Source organism: Pseudoneobacillus rhizolycopersici (assembly GCF_054786815.1).
This window is the reverse complement of record NZ_JBTOOE010000004.1, coordinates 20,641-36,599: the sequence shown is the minus strand read 5'-3', so window position 1 is coordinate 36,599 and position 15,959 is coordinate 20,641. Positions and strand designations below refer to the sequence as shown.

The window sequence follows — 15,959 nt, the reverse complement described above, 5'->3', positions numbered from 1 at the left end:
GCTAAAATGGAAACAGTTCTTATTTTTTTTTCGAAAGTGAGGTTGGATGTCAGACAATTGGAAAAACTTTCTAAGCGATCTAATTGTTCGTTCGTCTTTCAATTATGGTAAAAAACAATTAAGAAATGGAGGGAAAAATCTTGGCTAAGATTTTCCAAAGGTCAAAAAAATGGATCAGCGTTGTCCTGACAGCAATTTTGTTGTTAGCAATGGTTGCTCCCAATGTAAGCGCAAACACGGCGCCGGTATCGCTAGCAAAGTGGGATTTTAGTGGTACAAACAAACTTGTACCAACCACTGCAAAAGATGCAAATAAAGAAAAGGCATTATCTTATGTTGGTCCTGCAAGTCTCACTTATAGCGGCGGGCCACAGTCAGGAGTTACTGTTCCAAACGCTTCAAATTGGACTGCGAACCCATCGTATTGGGCTGTACCAGTCTCAACTAAAGGATATGAAAATATCACACTATCATCAAAGCAATACAGTTCTACCACTGGACCGAGAGATTTCAAGGTTCAATACAGCTTAGATAATACTACTTGGACAGATGTACCTGGATCTACAGTTGCGACGAAAGATAGCTGGACATTTGCTTCTGGAATCCTAACAGATGTTGCTTTACCAAGTGAAACAAAAGATAAAGATGTAGTTTATGTAAGATGGATTAAAACATCTGAAAAAGCTGCTAGCAATACTGGAGACATTGCGAGTGGTGGAACTAGCCGTATCGGATTGATCGAATTCAAAGGTACAGCTATCCCAACAACTCCAACCGAACCACAACCAGATCCAAACGCAGTACCTGGTCAAGGAAAGGTTACATTAAATGGGCAACCATTAACAAATCTTACTTTCAGTGTGAAAGAAACGACAACAGGTGAATGGTCTGACATTCATTCTGATGCAAATGGTGTGTTCGAACACGGTCTTGCTGATGGAACTTACAATCTTGCAGGTCTTTGGGTAGCGCCAACTTGGTACCCTCTCAATAAAACGTTCACGCTAACAAATGGTTTAGAGAATGGTTTGAAAGAATTAACAATCGAAGCATTAGAATATGATGTACCAACTGCTGACAATAATGTTGTTGGTAAAGCACAAAATGGTGCTACACCACTTGCTCACCTAACATTCAGTTTACATAGTACAACTGGAGATTGGTATGCAGTTAGAACAGATAGAAACGGTAAATTTGCGTTAACACTTCCTAATGGAAGCTACCAAATCGATGGTATTTGGGATGATGCAAAAGGGAAATGGTATGAATTAAATCAAGTATTCACAGTAACGGCTGGTAAGTTAGACGGTGCTGAATTAGTAGTGGATATCGCGTCTGTTTACAATGACAACGTGACTGGAACACTTTCTAAAGGTACGGCGAAATTAGCGAATCAAGTATTTGCAATTCGCACAGTGGAACTTCCTGCAAAATGGTACGCGGTGACAACAGATGCATCTGGTAACTTTAGCCTAAGATTACCAAGTGGCGAATATTTCATCGAAGGTATTTGGGTTGCTGGGGAAGCAAAATGGTATGAAACACAAACAGCGTTTACAGCAGGTGCTACAGCAACTCAAGTTAATATTGACGTTGTAAGAGACTCTGTTAACCCGCTTGTAACTGGTAAATTAACGAAGAATGGCAATGCACTAGGCAATATCGAATTCAGTGTACGTACAAAAGATGAGCAACCAAACTGGTATGCAGCTAAGACAGATGCAACAGGTAACTATGGAGTTCATTTACCAAAAGGTACTTATGTACTTGAAGGAATTTGGTTAGGTGCAGAAAGCAAATGGTATGAGTTAAACAAAGAATTTACAGTAAATGGTCCAACGACATTTGACATCCCATTAGTGGGTGAAGTTAGCAAGTTCAACTTATCGATCATGCACACAAATGACACGCATGCGAACGTTGACAATGCAACAAACAATATTAACGTTGCGAAGAGAATGACAGCAATCAAGAGTGTTCGTGCTGATCATCCAGACGCATTATTATTAGATGCAGGGGACGTTTTAACTGGTACTTTATATTTCAACGAATATAAAGGTTTAGCAGATTTAGAGTTTATGAACCTTGCAAAATACGATGCTATGACATTTGGTAACCATGAATTTGATATGGGTACAGCTCTTTTAGCAAACTTTGTTAAAGGTGCACAATTCCCATTCGTTTCTGCAAACGTAAACTTTACAAACGATACGAACTTAAACCCATACTTCCATGACAACATGACAGCTACTCCTGAAGGCGGTCAAATCTACAACGGTATCGTGAAAGAAATAAACGGTGAGAAGATTGGTATCTTCGGATTAACAACAGCTGAAACACCAACTATTTCAAGCCCAGGTGCTGGTGTAGTATTTGAAGACTACCTAGTAGAAGCACAAAAATCAGTTGATGCATTCAAAGCTTTAGGCATTAACAAAATCGTTGCCTTAACACATATCGGATACGATGATTCTTTAACTTGGGACAATGACCTTGAGTTAGCGAAACAAGTTGAAGGTATCGACGTAATCGTAGGTGGACATACACATACAAAACTGGATAAGCCTGTATTCGATAGAACAGGTGAAGAGCCGACTGTTATCGTTCAAGCAAATGAATACAATAAGTTCTTAGGAACATTAAACGTAACATTTGATGAGGCAGGAAAAGTAATCATAGATGAAACGTCTGGTAGCCTATTAGACATCACTAAATACACAGAAGACCCAGCAACATTAGAAATCTTAAATACAAAGTATAAGCCAACCATTACAGCTAAAGAAAAAACGGTAGTTGGTACAGCAGCGGTTGACCTAGTTGGTGGAAATCCTCCAGCACGTGTGGGTGAAACAAACTTAGGTAACTTCATTGCTGACGGTATGCTTGCAAAAGCTCAAACAATCAATCCAGATACATTAATCGCTGTTCAAAACGGTGGTGGTGTACGTACAACATTAAAAGCAGGTGACGTAACACTTGCTAATGTATTCCAAGTATTACCATTTGGTAACTCTCTAGGAATCATGAACCTTAAAGGTTCTGAACTGAAAGAAGCTCTTGAATACGCAGTAAAAGATGCACCATTAACTGCATTTGGTGGATTCCTACAAGTTTCAGGCTTAAAAGTTCAATATGACAGTACTAAACCAGTTGGTCAGAAGATTGTCAGCATCCAAGTAAAAGGTAAAGACGGAAGCTACACAGCATTAGATGTAAACAAGAACTACTTTGTCGCAACAAACGTATTCACTGCTAAAGGTGGAGACGGATTCACTATGTTTGGTAAAGCTTATACGGAAGGTCGCGTAAGTGAGCCAGGATTCGTAGACTGGGAAATGTTCCTAGACCACATCTCTGCACAACCAAACAAAATTATTAACCCTTCTGTAGAAGGACGTATCGTGAACGTTGCTCCAACAGTTGTTACAGCAGCTAACTTCAGTGGAACAGTTGATAACATTAAAGTTCACACAGGCAATATTTTGGTAGACGTAACAGGTGTCACGAAGCTTGAATATGCCCATGTAACAGGAAACCTAACATTAAAAGGCAACAACGGCGTTGAATTAAACAACGTTGAAGTAGACGGCGACACCATTTTTGAATAAGTAAATTTGTAGTAAATCCTTCTAGTGGTGCTAGGAGGATTTACTATCTCAAAGTTTATTTGGGAAATTGTGGAATGTGGTGACCGATTGGCCACCCGTTCAACCAAACCCTAAAAGCAAGCTTGCTTTTTTCTATAAAAATCAAACCGAACGGTGGTGCACCAATCTTGTCGAGGAAAACGAAAAGGGTAGTTTTTAATATTGGATTAATATTTGCGTTAATCGTAAGTATGTTTACTCCGTTTCAACTTGTTTCGAAAGCAGCAGATGCGATAACAGTCGATCAAGCAATTGCTAACAACTCGGGAAATGCGACAGTGGAAGGATATATTGTTGCGTTTGCGACAGGAAGTAATGCGATTACGCAAGACCCTTCAAAATTTAATAGTGATTTTAACTATTCAATCGCTGATTTAGCGACGGAAACAAATAAAGCAAAAATGCTTAACGTTCAAATTCCAGCATCATTTAGACCTACTCATGGTTTACAAACGAACCCTACTAACATCGGTAAAAAGGTTCGTATTACTGGTGACTTAATGGCATATAACTCTATGCCAGGGTTAAAGAATGTCTCAGCGATGGATTTTGTTGGAGCAACAAATCCTAACCCTACAAAAGTTGAAGCCATTACTGCTACTCCAGCAGCAGGTGCAGTAGCAGCGGGTACAAAAGTAGCGTTAGCAACAACAACAGCTGGTGCTGACATATACTACACAACTGATGGCACAAACCCATCAACAGCAAGCACGAAGTACACAGCGCCAATTACGATTGACGCAGCAAAAACCATTAAAGCAATCGGTACAAAAACTGGTTTAGACAGCAGCGACATCGCTACTTTCAGCTACAGCATTTTAACTGAAAGTTCAATCGCGGCAGTTCGCGTAATGGCATTACAATCACAAGTACAAACGACTGGGGTAGTTACAGCCGTTCTTGGTCGTGCGATCTACTTCCAAGACGCGACAGCTGGTCTAGTGGCTTACACGCCAACGGATAGCACTACGATTTTCCCTGGGCATAAAATCCGTGTGTCTGGAAAATTAACGGAATACTCAGGATTACTTGAAATTGAAGCAAACCATGATCAAATTGAAATTCTTGACACAGTAGCGGTTCCAGCTCCTGAGGTTATCACAGCAAATCAACTGACTGATGAAAATGAAGGTATGTTGGTTAAAATTAAAAAGGTTACTGTTGGAACAGTCTCTGGTGGTAATTTTGCGTCCACGGACGAAGCAGGAACGCCTTTTGATATCCGTCCACCAAGTTCGACGATGTTAGCATTAGGGCAAACCTATGATGAAATTACCGGTGTGAACGGAGCATTTAATAATAAGCAACAATTACTTCCACGTAACGAAGGCGATATCGTTCAGGATACAACAGTGGTTCAAACAGTTGTGGCAACTCCTGGTGCCGGTATGGTTAAAGCAGGTACTGAAGTATCATTAGCAACAGGTACAACTGGGGCAACCATTCACTATACAGTGGACGGCAGCGAGCCTACAACAGCTAGCCCTGTGTTCAACAATCCGATTACCATCAACAAAGGTATGACGATTAAAGCGATCGCAGTAAAACCTGGCATGACAAACAGTGTGGTTTCGACATTTACTTACATCATCCAAGATGGTGCAATTCATATTTACGACATCCAAGGCGAAAGCCATACTTCTCCTCTAGCTGGTAAAACAGTTAGTGATGTAGAAGGGGTTGTTACTTACATCGATGGAACAAGCCGTTTCTTCATGCAAGACCTTGAAGGTGACGATAATGACAATACGTCTGATGGTATTCAAGTATTCAAATCTAACCACGGCATGCAAATTGGGGACCATGTGAAAGTAACAGGTACCGTTTCTGAATTCGTTGGCGAAGGTTATGCAGAAAAAGCAGACACGGATTTAGCAGCAACACAAATCTCAGCTTCAACGATTACAAAAATTGGTACAGCGCCACTACCTGCACCAATTATCTTGGGCGTAGACAGAATCGCTCCAGACAAGGTTATTGACAATGACTCATTTACAAAGTTTGATCCTGAAGAAGATGCAATCGACTTCTGGGAAAGTATTGAAGGTATGTATGTTCAGGTGAACGATGCGAAAGTTATCGCCTTGCAAAAGGACGGCTTAGTGTGGGTAGTACCTGGAAATCATTCGACTAATGTACATCCAGGTGGCTTACGTATTACAGCAGATAACTCTAATCCAGATCGTATTGGTGTCGATGTTCGTAACGGTTCAACAGCGAACAAAAACTACCGTGCGAAAATGGGTGACTATTACACAGGTGCGATTAAAGGGGTTATCCATTACGGTTATAGTAACTACAAGTTAATGGCACAGGAGTCGACGCTTCCGAAATTAACAGAAACACCAATTCTTCGTGAACCAACATCAATCGTTCCGGCGGCAGATAAGCTAACGATTGCGACGTATAACGTAGAGAACTTCTCAACGAAGACACCTGCTGATAAGGTGAGCAAAATTGCTGATGCAATTGTAAACAAAATGAAGAGTCCTGACATTATCGGCTTAAACGAAGTTCAAGATAATGACGGCGAAACAGATAGCGGCACAGTTGATGGTTCGCAAAGTGCTCAGAAGATTATTGATGCAGTTAAAGCATTAAGCGGCCCAACGTATGCTTATGTGGAAATTGCCCCACAAAACAATACGGACGGTGGAGCACCGGGCGGAAACATTCGCGTTGCATTCCTTTATAATAAAGATCGCGTTTCGTTAACAACTGGAGCACCTAAAGGAACAGCAACTCAATCAGTTGGCTATCAAAATGGCAAGTTAACGTTAAACCCTGGACGTATCGATCCAACGAACGATGCGTTTAAATCAAGCCGTAAGCCATTGGCGGCACAGTTTGATTTCCAAGGCGAAAGTATTATTGTGATTGCGAATCACTTCAACTCTAAGGGCGGCGACCAACCTTTAATGGGTAAAAACCAACCGCCAGTACTAAGCAGTGAAATTCAACGTCATAAGATTGCAGCGATTACCAATGCATTCGTGAAAGACATTAAGACGAAGAATCCAAAAGCGAACGTGGTTCAATTAGGGGACTTCAACGACTTCGAATTCACGCAAACATTAACGATTGCTAAAGGCAATGAAATGACCAACATGATCGACCACGTTCCTGCGGCAGAGCGTTACAACTACTCTTACCAAGGTAACGCGCAAGTACTTGATCATGTATTAGTCACAAACAACATGTTTGCTAACACAAAAGTTGACATCGTTAACATTAACTCTGGTTTCATGGAAGTTCACGGCCGTGCATCTGACCATGACCCAGTGATTATCCAAACGTCATTGAAAGGTACCGAAGTGTTACCTCCAGTAACACCACCTACAGGTACAAAGACATATAACTTAAAAGGCTTCAAGACAAAGAAATTAACGATTTCTCATGAAGGAGCCATCGTATCTGTTGATACAACTTCTGTGATTACCGAAGGCATCGTGTTACAAGGTGCTTATGCGAAATTAGATGGCGCTGGTTTAACAAACACAGTGGTCGTGATAAGTCCAAAAGCTCCAGGAGCTATTATTGACTTAAGTGGTATCGCTGTGAAGGAAGTTATCATTGAAAACGCTAATATTAGCCAAATCCGCGGTGCAGAAAATGTACAGAAGTGGACAGTGCGTGATGGCGTCGATACGTCTAACATCAAAATAACAAACGTAGGAGGAGAAGTTCTTACTTCTCCTTTTGTTTCCACTCCAAACGGGGCTCCTTATGTAAAAGCGGTTCTACCGAACACAACCGTGCAAAAGGGCTCAGGTTTTTCATTCGACCTGAACAACTTCTTTGCTGATCCAAATGGTGATACACTTACGTTTACATCAACATTTGGTGACCTACAAGGCGCAATTTTAACCTTTACAGCAGCAAACGAAGGGGTTACAACTGTAACCGTTACGGCAACAGATGGGAAACTATCGGTATCGCAAACATTTACGTTAACGGTCACAGCAGCAGGTACGAACCCTCCAGGAGGGACAGATGTTGATGCCTATTATGCAACGGCGGTTGGTAAAACTGGTCCCGAGTTGAAGGCGTCTTTGCATACCATTATTAAGGTGCAAAAGAAATTAACTTACGCTGCGGTAACAGAGGCACTAAAAATTACCGATGAAGATCCGAATAATACAAACAACGTGATTTTGCTTTATACGGGCCGCTCCCAAGCGAAAACCACTTTCGGTTCAGGGGTAAATGACTGGAACCGTGAGCACGTTTGGGCGAAATCCCACGGTAACTTTGGGACTTCGGTTGGACCGGGGACAGATATTCATCACCTACGTCCAACGGATGCATCAGTCAACAGCACTCGTGGTCATTTAGATTTCGATGAGGGTGGTAAACCACAAGGAGAGTGTGTCGGCTGTTTCTATGATGGAGATTCCTTTGAGCCACCTGATCGTGTGAAAGGTGATGTAGCGCGCATGTTGATGTACATGGCGGTACGTTACGAAGGTAATGGGGAGATTGACCTGGAGTTAGCGGACAAAGTAAACACCTACCCAACTCCTTATCATGGAAAATTATCCACATTATTAAAATGGCATAAACAAGATCCACCTGATGCGTTTGAAATAAGACGTAATAACCGAATTCAAGAAATTCAAGGAAACCGCAATCCGTTTATTGATCATCCGGAATGGGTGGAATTGATTTGGAAGGCTAGTTAAATAGATTAGCAGATACCTGTCCCATTTCGGGGCAGGCTTTTTTGATTTTGGCAGGTTGAAATTTTTGTTCCGAGTTTCTTCTATTATAGTTAGCGTTAGTAGCGATAACAAAAACAGTGGTGAAAAATCAATAAGTAATAGTAAAAAAATAGTAGTTCCTAAATCATTACATTCATGCTAGATGATGAGATAGTGTTTTAGTCCTAAATAGATATGAGTCTTTGTGCCTATTCATCTGACTATTTTCACCAAAACAAGACAATTTCCAAAAAACTTCCTAAAAAAAAATGTCGAAAAGCCACAAAAAACTGAATTTCCTGTGATATAATTAGCGACAGAAATATGAACAAAGTTGGAGGAACTCTAATGGAAGAGACGATTAGTTTAAGGGAATTGTTCTATACATTAAGGAAAAGAATATGGTTGATCATTTCGATTGCGGTGGTGGCGACATTAGCAAGTGGAATTATCAGCTTTTATGTATTGACGCCGATTTATTCAGCGAAGACACAACTGTTGGTTAATCAGGAGAAAAGTGAGCAACTTTTCTATAATCCAAGCGAAATTCAGACGAATCTTCAGTTAATAAATACTTATAGCGTTATTATTAAGAGCCCTGCAATACTCGATAAAGTTGCGCAATCATTAGATATGGGTATCTCTGGTGAAACGCTTAACTCCAAAATTATGGTTGGTAGTGAAAAGGACTCACAGGTGTTAAATATTTCCGTTGAAGATCCAGACCCGTATGTAGCAGAGGATATTGCCAATACTGTGGCATCTGTGTTTCAACAAGAGATTGTCAATATTATGAGAGTCGATAATGTTAGTATTCTAGCAAAAGCGAAAACAAAGGAAAATCCTACTCCAATTAAACCGAAGCCATTGTTGAATATTGCCATTGCTTTAGTTGTTGGTTTAATGGCTGGGGTTGGTTTGTCATTTCTTTTAGAGTATTTGGATAATACGATAAAAAATGAGATGGATGTTGAAAAGGTGTTAGGATTACCAGTATTAGGTGCGATTAATACGATTGGTGAGAAGGATAAGTCATTATTGACATATGGCACTAGTCAGCATGTGAAGGGAGAGTCGGTTGGTGTTTAACTTCGGTAGAAAAAAGAAAACAATTAGCAAAAATGAACGTAGCTTGATTACCTTCCATTCTCCAAGGGCGGCGATTTCAGAGCAATACAGAACGATTCGGACGAATATTGAGTTTTCTTCGGTAGATGAGTCGATTCGAACATTGTTGGTGACTTCTTCGGGTCCTTCAGAAGGGAAATCAACGACGGTTGCAAACCTTGCGGTGGTGTTTGCTCAGCAAGGGAAGAAGGTTTTATTGATTGATGCGGACTTACGGAAACCGACTGTACAGTACACGTTTCAGGTTGATAATGTGAATGGATTAACAAATGTATTGACGAAGCAGTCGACATTAGAAAAGGCCGTGAATCAATCGGAAGTCGAGCATTTATCTATTTTGACTTCAGGACCGATTCCACCAAATCCAGCGGAGTTATTAGGTTCGCAGGCAATGGAGGAATTGTTAGCACATGCAGTTGAAGAGTACGATCTTGTCATTTTTGATACGCCACCGGTATTGGCGGTAACGGATGCACAGATTTTAGCTAATAAATGTAATGGGACAATTTTGGTTGTGAATAGTGGAAAGACGGAAATTGAACCTGCGATGAAGGCGAAGGAATTGCTATTAAGTTCGAAGGGGAAATTACTTGGTGTCGTGTTAAACCAGAAAAAAGCAAGTGAATCCCAATATTACTATTATTACGGTCGGAAATAAGACAGCATTCGACAAATTGCGCCCCTTTCTTAAGACCTAGTAATATGGTACTATTAATAGGTAATTAACTGGGAATCCGGGAAATAAGGAGGGGTGCTAGAATGATAGATTTGCATTGTCATATTTTGCCTAATGTTGATGATGGACCTGATCGTTTAGCAGAAAGTGTCGAAATGGCTAAACAGGCGGTTAGGGAAGGAATTACGACTATCATAGCGACTCCCCATCATCGAAATGAAAACTATGAAAACCATTATCAGACGATTTTTCGGAAGGTTGAGGAGTTAAATGCGGCTCTAAAGGCTGAGAACATCGACCTTACGGTCCTTCCAGGACAGGAGCCAAGGATTTTTGGTGAGATGATTGATGGTCTTCTTAATGGAGAAGTCGGAATTATTAATCAGCATGGTGAACGGAAGTACGTTTTAGTGGAATTGCCATCAGGACATGTCCCCCGGTATACGGGGCAGTTGTTGTTTGATATGCAGTTGAAAGGCTATTTACCTATTATCGTTCATCCAGAGCGGAATTCGGAGATTATTGAGAACCCTGAAGTGCTTTATCAGTTGGTGAAGAAGGGAGCGTTAACCCAAGTGACCGCCTCTAGTGTGAGTGGGCATTTCGGGAAGACGATTAAGAAGTTCTCTTTACAGTTGATAGAGGCGAATTTGGCTCATTTTATAGCATCCGATGCACATAATACGACCTCACGTGGGTTTAAGATGATAGAGGCGTTGGATGTGGTGCAGAAGAAGTTCGGAGAAGATTATGTGAACCTTTTCACGGAGAATGCTCGGTTAGCTGTGGAGGGGAAACGTGTTAGGAAGGAAGCTCCAGAGCGGGTGAAGCGGAAGCGGGTTTTGGGGTTGTTTTAGATGGGGTTTTGTTGAACTCCTTATTTGGGTATGCCTTTGCGGACTTAATGTGTCATATAGTCCCAACCATTTCGGTTGGGAAGAATTAAAACTACTTGATTTTTATTTGACTTGCAGCATTTCGGCTGACTCATCATTAACCGTATGAGTTCTTTTTTATCATCTTTGCTGGACATCATGTTTTCTATACATCTAAGAATTCAGGGAGATCCTGATCGGCAATGTCTCCTATCCGTTATCGCTGGAGGCACTCGACTGTGCTGTGGGGAAACCAAAAGGCTTTTTCCTTAGACGCTTGTCGTCGTTAGTATAGTGTGAGGGTGGGTTTAAGGCCCAACTTAATAGAATCTACTAAATATCTATTGAAAGTATGTGTAAACACATGTGTTTTCAATAGATATTTATTTTTGGGTAAAACCGCTTTATCACTTATTTATTGGGGGAGATTTATAGTGACATATGGAAAGAGGGTTGCCTCACTTGTAATTTTAGATTCCATTATTGTGCTGACAGCTGTGTACATAAGCACTTTTACGTTATATCCAGAGTTACAGATATTGAAGAGTCCAATGATATTAGTGACGGCATTAACATTGTTGGTTTCACACCATGTTTTTTCTTCTTTTTATAAGCTTTACAAGAAAGCATGGGCATATGCTAGTGTAGGCGAATTAATTGCGATTGTTAAAGCGGTGAGTTTGACTATTTTTGTGGCTGTTATGATGCAGAAGTTGGCCTTCGGCCACATTTATGTTAGGGCTTTGTTGATAACGTGGATGTTACATGTTCTTATTATTGGTGGCTCGAGATTTTCTTGGAGAGTAATTCGTGACCAGTATATGAACCATCAGAAGAATGTAAAGCATGTGTTAATTATCGGAGCTGGAGCTGGCGGGACGATGGTGGCACGCCAGTTGTTGAATAATCATGATGTTGATTTAAAGCCGGTTGCGTTTATTGATGATGATCCTATGAAACATCGGTTGGATATTTTGGGACTTCCTGTTGTAGGGGATTCAAGTAATATTGTTGAGACCGTTGAAAAGTTTCAGGTGGAGAGTATTATTATTGCGATTCCTTCATTGAAGAAGCAGGAATTAAATCGAATTTTTAATGAGTGTTCGAAGACAAAGGTGAAGACGCAGATTATCCCGAGAATCGAGGATTTAATGACGGGGAAGGTTTCGGTGAATCAGTTCCGTGAGGTTCAGGTGGAGGATTTGCTTGGACGCGAGCCGGTGGAGTTGGATATTACGACTATATCCGAGTATGTCTCTGGGAAAACTGTGCTAGTGACTGGGGCTGGTGGTTCGATCGGGTCGGAGATTTGCCGGCAGATTTGTCAGTTCCATCCGAAGAAGATTGTCCTTGTGGGACATGGGGAAAATTCAATTTACTTGATTGATATGGAGTTGCGCAAGCTTGTTCCACCTTCGGTGGAGGTAATTCCGGTGATTGGGGATATTCAGGATCGTAGTCGGATGTTTGAAGTGTTTGAGGAGCATCGGCCGGATGTGGTTTATCATGCTGCGGCGCATAAGCATGTGCCATTAATGGAATATAATCCACGGGAGTCCGTAAAGAATAATGTGTTTGGGACTAAGAATGTGGCGGAGGCGGCGGACACATTTGGTGTGGATACGTTTGTACTAATCTCGTCAGATAAAGCGGTTAATCCTACGAATGTAATGGGGTCTACGAAGCGAATAGCGGAAATGGTTATTCAGCAGATTGATAAGGCTAGTAAAACTAAGTTTGTGGCTGTTCGATTTGGGAATGTGTTGGGGAGTCGTGGGTCGGTTATTCCGTTGTTTAAGAAACAGATTATGGCTGGGGGGCCCGTTACGGTTACGCATCCGGAAATGACGAGGTATTTTATGACTATACCGGAAGCCTCGCGGCTTGTGATTCAGGCAGGATCCCTTGCTCGGGGTGGGGAGATTTTTGTTTTGGATATGGGTGAGCCGGTTAAGATTGTTGACCTTGCGGTTAATCTTATTAAGTTATCGGGTTATTCTGTTGAGGAGATTGGCATCAAATACTCAGGTATTAGGCCTGGGGAGAAGATGTATGAGGAGCTTTTGGGTGATAAGGAAGTGCATCCTGAGGCGGTGTTTCCTAAGATATTTATTGGGAAGGCTTTGTTTGAGCAAGAGGATGAGGTTAATTACCTAATTAATAGGTTTGAACAGTTTAGTTCTCAAGAGCTAAAGGGATATGTATTGGATTTGGCGAATCGGAGAGAAAATAAGACTTATGCTTTGGCTAGTAATAATTGATTTTATTTGAAGTTGATTTTTTATCTTAAGGAGGAATTATTTTGAAAAGAGTTCGTAAAGCGATTATACCAGCTGCTGGTTTAGGTACTAGATTTTTACCAGCTACAAAAGCGATGCCTAAGGAGATGTTACCGATTGTTGATAAACCAACAATTCAATATATTGTCGAAGAGGCAGTAGCATCAGGTATTGAGGATATTATTATCGTTACCGGTAAAGGGAAGCGTGCGATAGAGGATCATTTTGACTTCGCTCCTGAATTAGAGGCAAACTTAGTTGAAAAGGGTAAATTTGATCTGTTGGATAAGGTTCAATATTCAACAAATCTTGTTGATATTCATTATATACGGCAGAAAGAACCAAAGGGATTAGGTCATGCTGTGTGGTGTGCACGCAACTTTATTGGGGATGAACCGTTTGCTGTATTACTCGGGGATGACATTGTACAAAGTGATACTCCTTGCTTAAGACAATTAATTAACCAATATGAGGAGACACTTTCTTCTGTTATTGGAGTTCAGACAGTTTCTGATGAAGAAACTAATCGTTATGGAATTATTGATCCTTCCGTTCAGGAAGGTCGTCGTTACCAAGTTAATAACTTTGTAGAAAAGCCGGCATATGGTACGGCGCCATCAAATCTTGCTATTATGGGTAGATATATTCTTACACCGGAGATATTTATGTTTTTGGACCAGCAAGAAAAAGGTGCTGGTGGAGAAATACAGTTAACAGATGCAATCCAAAAGTTGAATCAGATTCAACGAGTATTTGCATATGATTTTAAGGGCAAGCGTTATGATGTGGGGGAAAAGCTGGGGTTTGTTAAAACTACGATTGAGTTTGCCTTACAAAATAAAGAAATTAACGTAGAATTATTAGAGTACTTAAAACAAATTATTAACCATAATACAGAACTATTTACTAAGGCTTAAACCTAAACGGCATATACCTAAATAATTTTTTAACATTAGCTCCTTTCCATGATAAATTTATTTTTGGTAAGGGGCTGTGTTATTCAATTAGTAACTTGTTGGATGATTAGTTAGTTAATAGTTTTTAAATAAACTTTTTTAAAACTAGAGACTAACCAATTAACTAACAATTCAAGGAGTGTAATTATAATATGTATTCCAAATTTAAGAGAATTATTGATATCGGTCTATCTTTAATAGGACTTATAGCTTTATCTCCTCTTTTTCTAATACTTATTTTCTTTATTAAAGTTGAATCATCTGGTCCAGTCTTGTTTAAGCAAAAACGTATTGGAATAAATAAAACCCACTTTAATATTTTTAAGTTTCGTACCATGAGGATTGATACCCCTAAAGACATGCCAACACATTTACTTAAGGACCCGGAAAGGTATATTACAAAGGTTGGAAAATTTCTAAGAAAAACATCTCTTGATGAGCTACCTCAAATTTGGAATATATTTATAGGAGATATGAGTATAATCGGGCCGAGGCCGGCATTGTGGAATCAGTATGACCTAATAGCTGAGCGTGATAAATATGGTGCTAATAATATTTCTCCAGGACTTACTGGTTGGGCGCAAATTAACGGAAGAGATGAATTACCGATAGAAGTTAAAGCCAAACTAGATGGAGAGTATGTTGAAAAAATCGGACCTTTGATGGATGTTAAATGCTTTCTTGGAACTATTGTAAGTGTCTTAAAAAGTGATGGAGTGGTTGAAGGTGGAACTGGAACTATTACTAAGAAGAATGTAGGTAAAAGGGAGAAAAGAAAGTTACGAGAAAAGTAGAGGTGGAAAGATGCTAGTAGTTACAGGTATTACAGGTCATAGTGGGAAATATTTCTTACAGGAGCTCATTGATAATAATTATCAAGATCCTATTCGTTGTATTGTGAGAGAAAGTTCTGACACAACCTTGTTAGATAAAAGTGGGCTGAATATAGAGAAGGTATATGGGGATTTAGATGACCAAGGATTTATGGACCAAATCATGATAGGTGTTGACACTGTTATCCATATCGCATCTATATTTTACTCAGTCACATTAATGAATGCGGCTGTCAAGAATAATGTTCGAAGAGCAATATTAGTCCATACTACTGGTATTTATTCTAAATATAAAAGCGCATCTGAGGAATATAAGGGAATTGAAGAAAAACTAAACGAAATTATCATTAAGGAAAAATCTTCAATTGGTGTGATCTATTTAAGACCAACTATGATATATGGTTATGTCAATGATAAAAATATGATTGTCTTTATAAAAATGGTAGATAAGTTAAGGCTTTTTCCAATAATAAACCAAGGTGAAAACTTATTACAACCTGTAAACGGAAGAGACCTAGGAAAAGCGTATTATCAGTTGTTAAGTAAGTCTGAAATAATGACTGGAGATTATATTTTATCTGGTAAAAGACCTGTTAAAATGAAGGAATTATTAGAATTAATTAGTCAACTATTAGGTAAGAAAACAACTTTTCTAAGTGTCCCATTATTATTAGGTTTAATTATGGCAAAAACCCTAAAAATAATTACAATCGGGAGAATTGACTATATTGAAAAAGTTCAAAGGATGGCGGAGGATAGAAACTTTTCTCATAAAGCTGCTATGGACGATTTTGGTTATAATCCTATATCCTTAGAGGAAGGGCTAAAAATAGAAATTAATGAATATATAAAGGTTGTCCAATAA

At 39.8% G+C, this 15,959-nt stretch carries 9 protein-coding genes; all 9 read left to right on the top strand.

The window, feature by feature from the left end; all coding sequences use genetic code 11:
- Positions 1 to 140: 140 nt before the first annotated feature.
- The 9 genes from ACX9YW_RS05990 (at position 141) to ACX9YW_RS05950 (ending at position 15,959) form a co-directional block, all read left to right on the top strand.
- Positions 141 to 3,608 carry a 5'-nucleotidase C-terminal domain-containing protein gene (locus tag ACX9YW_RS05990; protein WP_460343329.1) on the top strand — a complete coding sequence of 1,156 codons (3,468 nt, stop codon included), beginning with the start codon at positions 141 to 143 and terminating at the stop codon, positions 3,606 to 3,608.
- Between the two features lie 167 nt (positions 3,609 to 3,775).
- Positions 3,776 to 8,329 carry an endonuclease gene (locus ACX9YW_RS05985; RefSeq protein WP_460343326.1) on the top strand — a complete coding sequence of 1,518 codons (4,554 nt, stop codon included), beginning with the start codon at positions 3,776 to 3,778 and terminating at the stop codon, positions 8,327 to 8,329.
- A gap of 366 nt (positions 8,330 to 8,695) precedes the next feature.
- Positions 8,696 to 9,436: a YveK family protein gene (locus ACX9YW_RS05980; RefSeq protein ID WP_460343323.1), complete on the top strand. Its 741-nt coding sequence runs from the start codon at positions 8,696 to 8,698 to the stop codon at positions 9,434 to 9,436.
- A complete protein-coding gene (locus tag ACX9YW_RS05975) occupies positions 9,429 to 10,133 on the top strand; it encodes a CpsD/CapB family tyrosine-protein kinase (RefSeq protein WP_460343321.1) in 705 nt (234 codons plus the stop codon). Before ACX9YW_RS05980 ends, ACX9YW_RS05975 begins: the two co-directional genes overlap by 8 nt.
- 101 nt (positions 10,134 to 10,234) lie before the next feature.
- Positions 10,235 to 11,008 (top strand): tyrosine-protein phosphatase, encoded by a 774-nt coding sequence (locus ACX9YW_RS05970; RefSeq protein WP_460343319.1) that lies wholly within the window; start codon positions 10,235 to 10,237, stop codon positions 11,006 to 11,008.
- Positions 11,009 to 11,460: 452 nt separating this feature from the next.
- Complete coding sequence (locus ACX9YW_RS05965) at positions 11,461 to 13,287, top strand: polysaccharide biosynthesis protein (RefSeq protein WP_460343316.1); 1,827 nt, start codon at positions 11,461 to 11,463, stop codon at positions 13,285 to 13,287.
- A gap of 41 nt (positions 13,288 to 13,328) precedes the next feature.
- Positions 13,329 to 14,222, top strand: a complete 894-nt coding sequence (gene galU, locus ACX9YW_RS05960; RefSeq protein ID WP_460343314.1) for a UTP--glucose-1-phosphate uridylyltransferase GalU — start codon at positions 13,329 to 13,331, stop codon at positions 14,220 to 14,222.
- A gap of 191 nt (positions 14,223 to 14,413) precedes the next feature.
- Positions 14,414 to 15,055, top strand: a complete 642-nt coding sequence (locus tag ACX9YW_RS05955; protein WP_460343311.1) for a sugar transferase — start codon at positions 14,414 to 14,416, stop codon at positions 15,053 to 15,055.
- A gap of 10 nt (positions 15,056 to 15,065) precedes the next feature.
- A complete protein-coding gene (locus tag ACX9YW_RS05950; protein WP_460343308.1) occupies positions 15,066 to 15,959 on the top strand; it encodes an NAD-dependent epimerase/dehydratase family protein in 894 nt (297 codons plus the stop codon).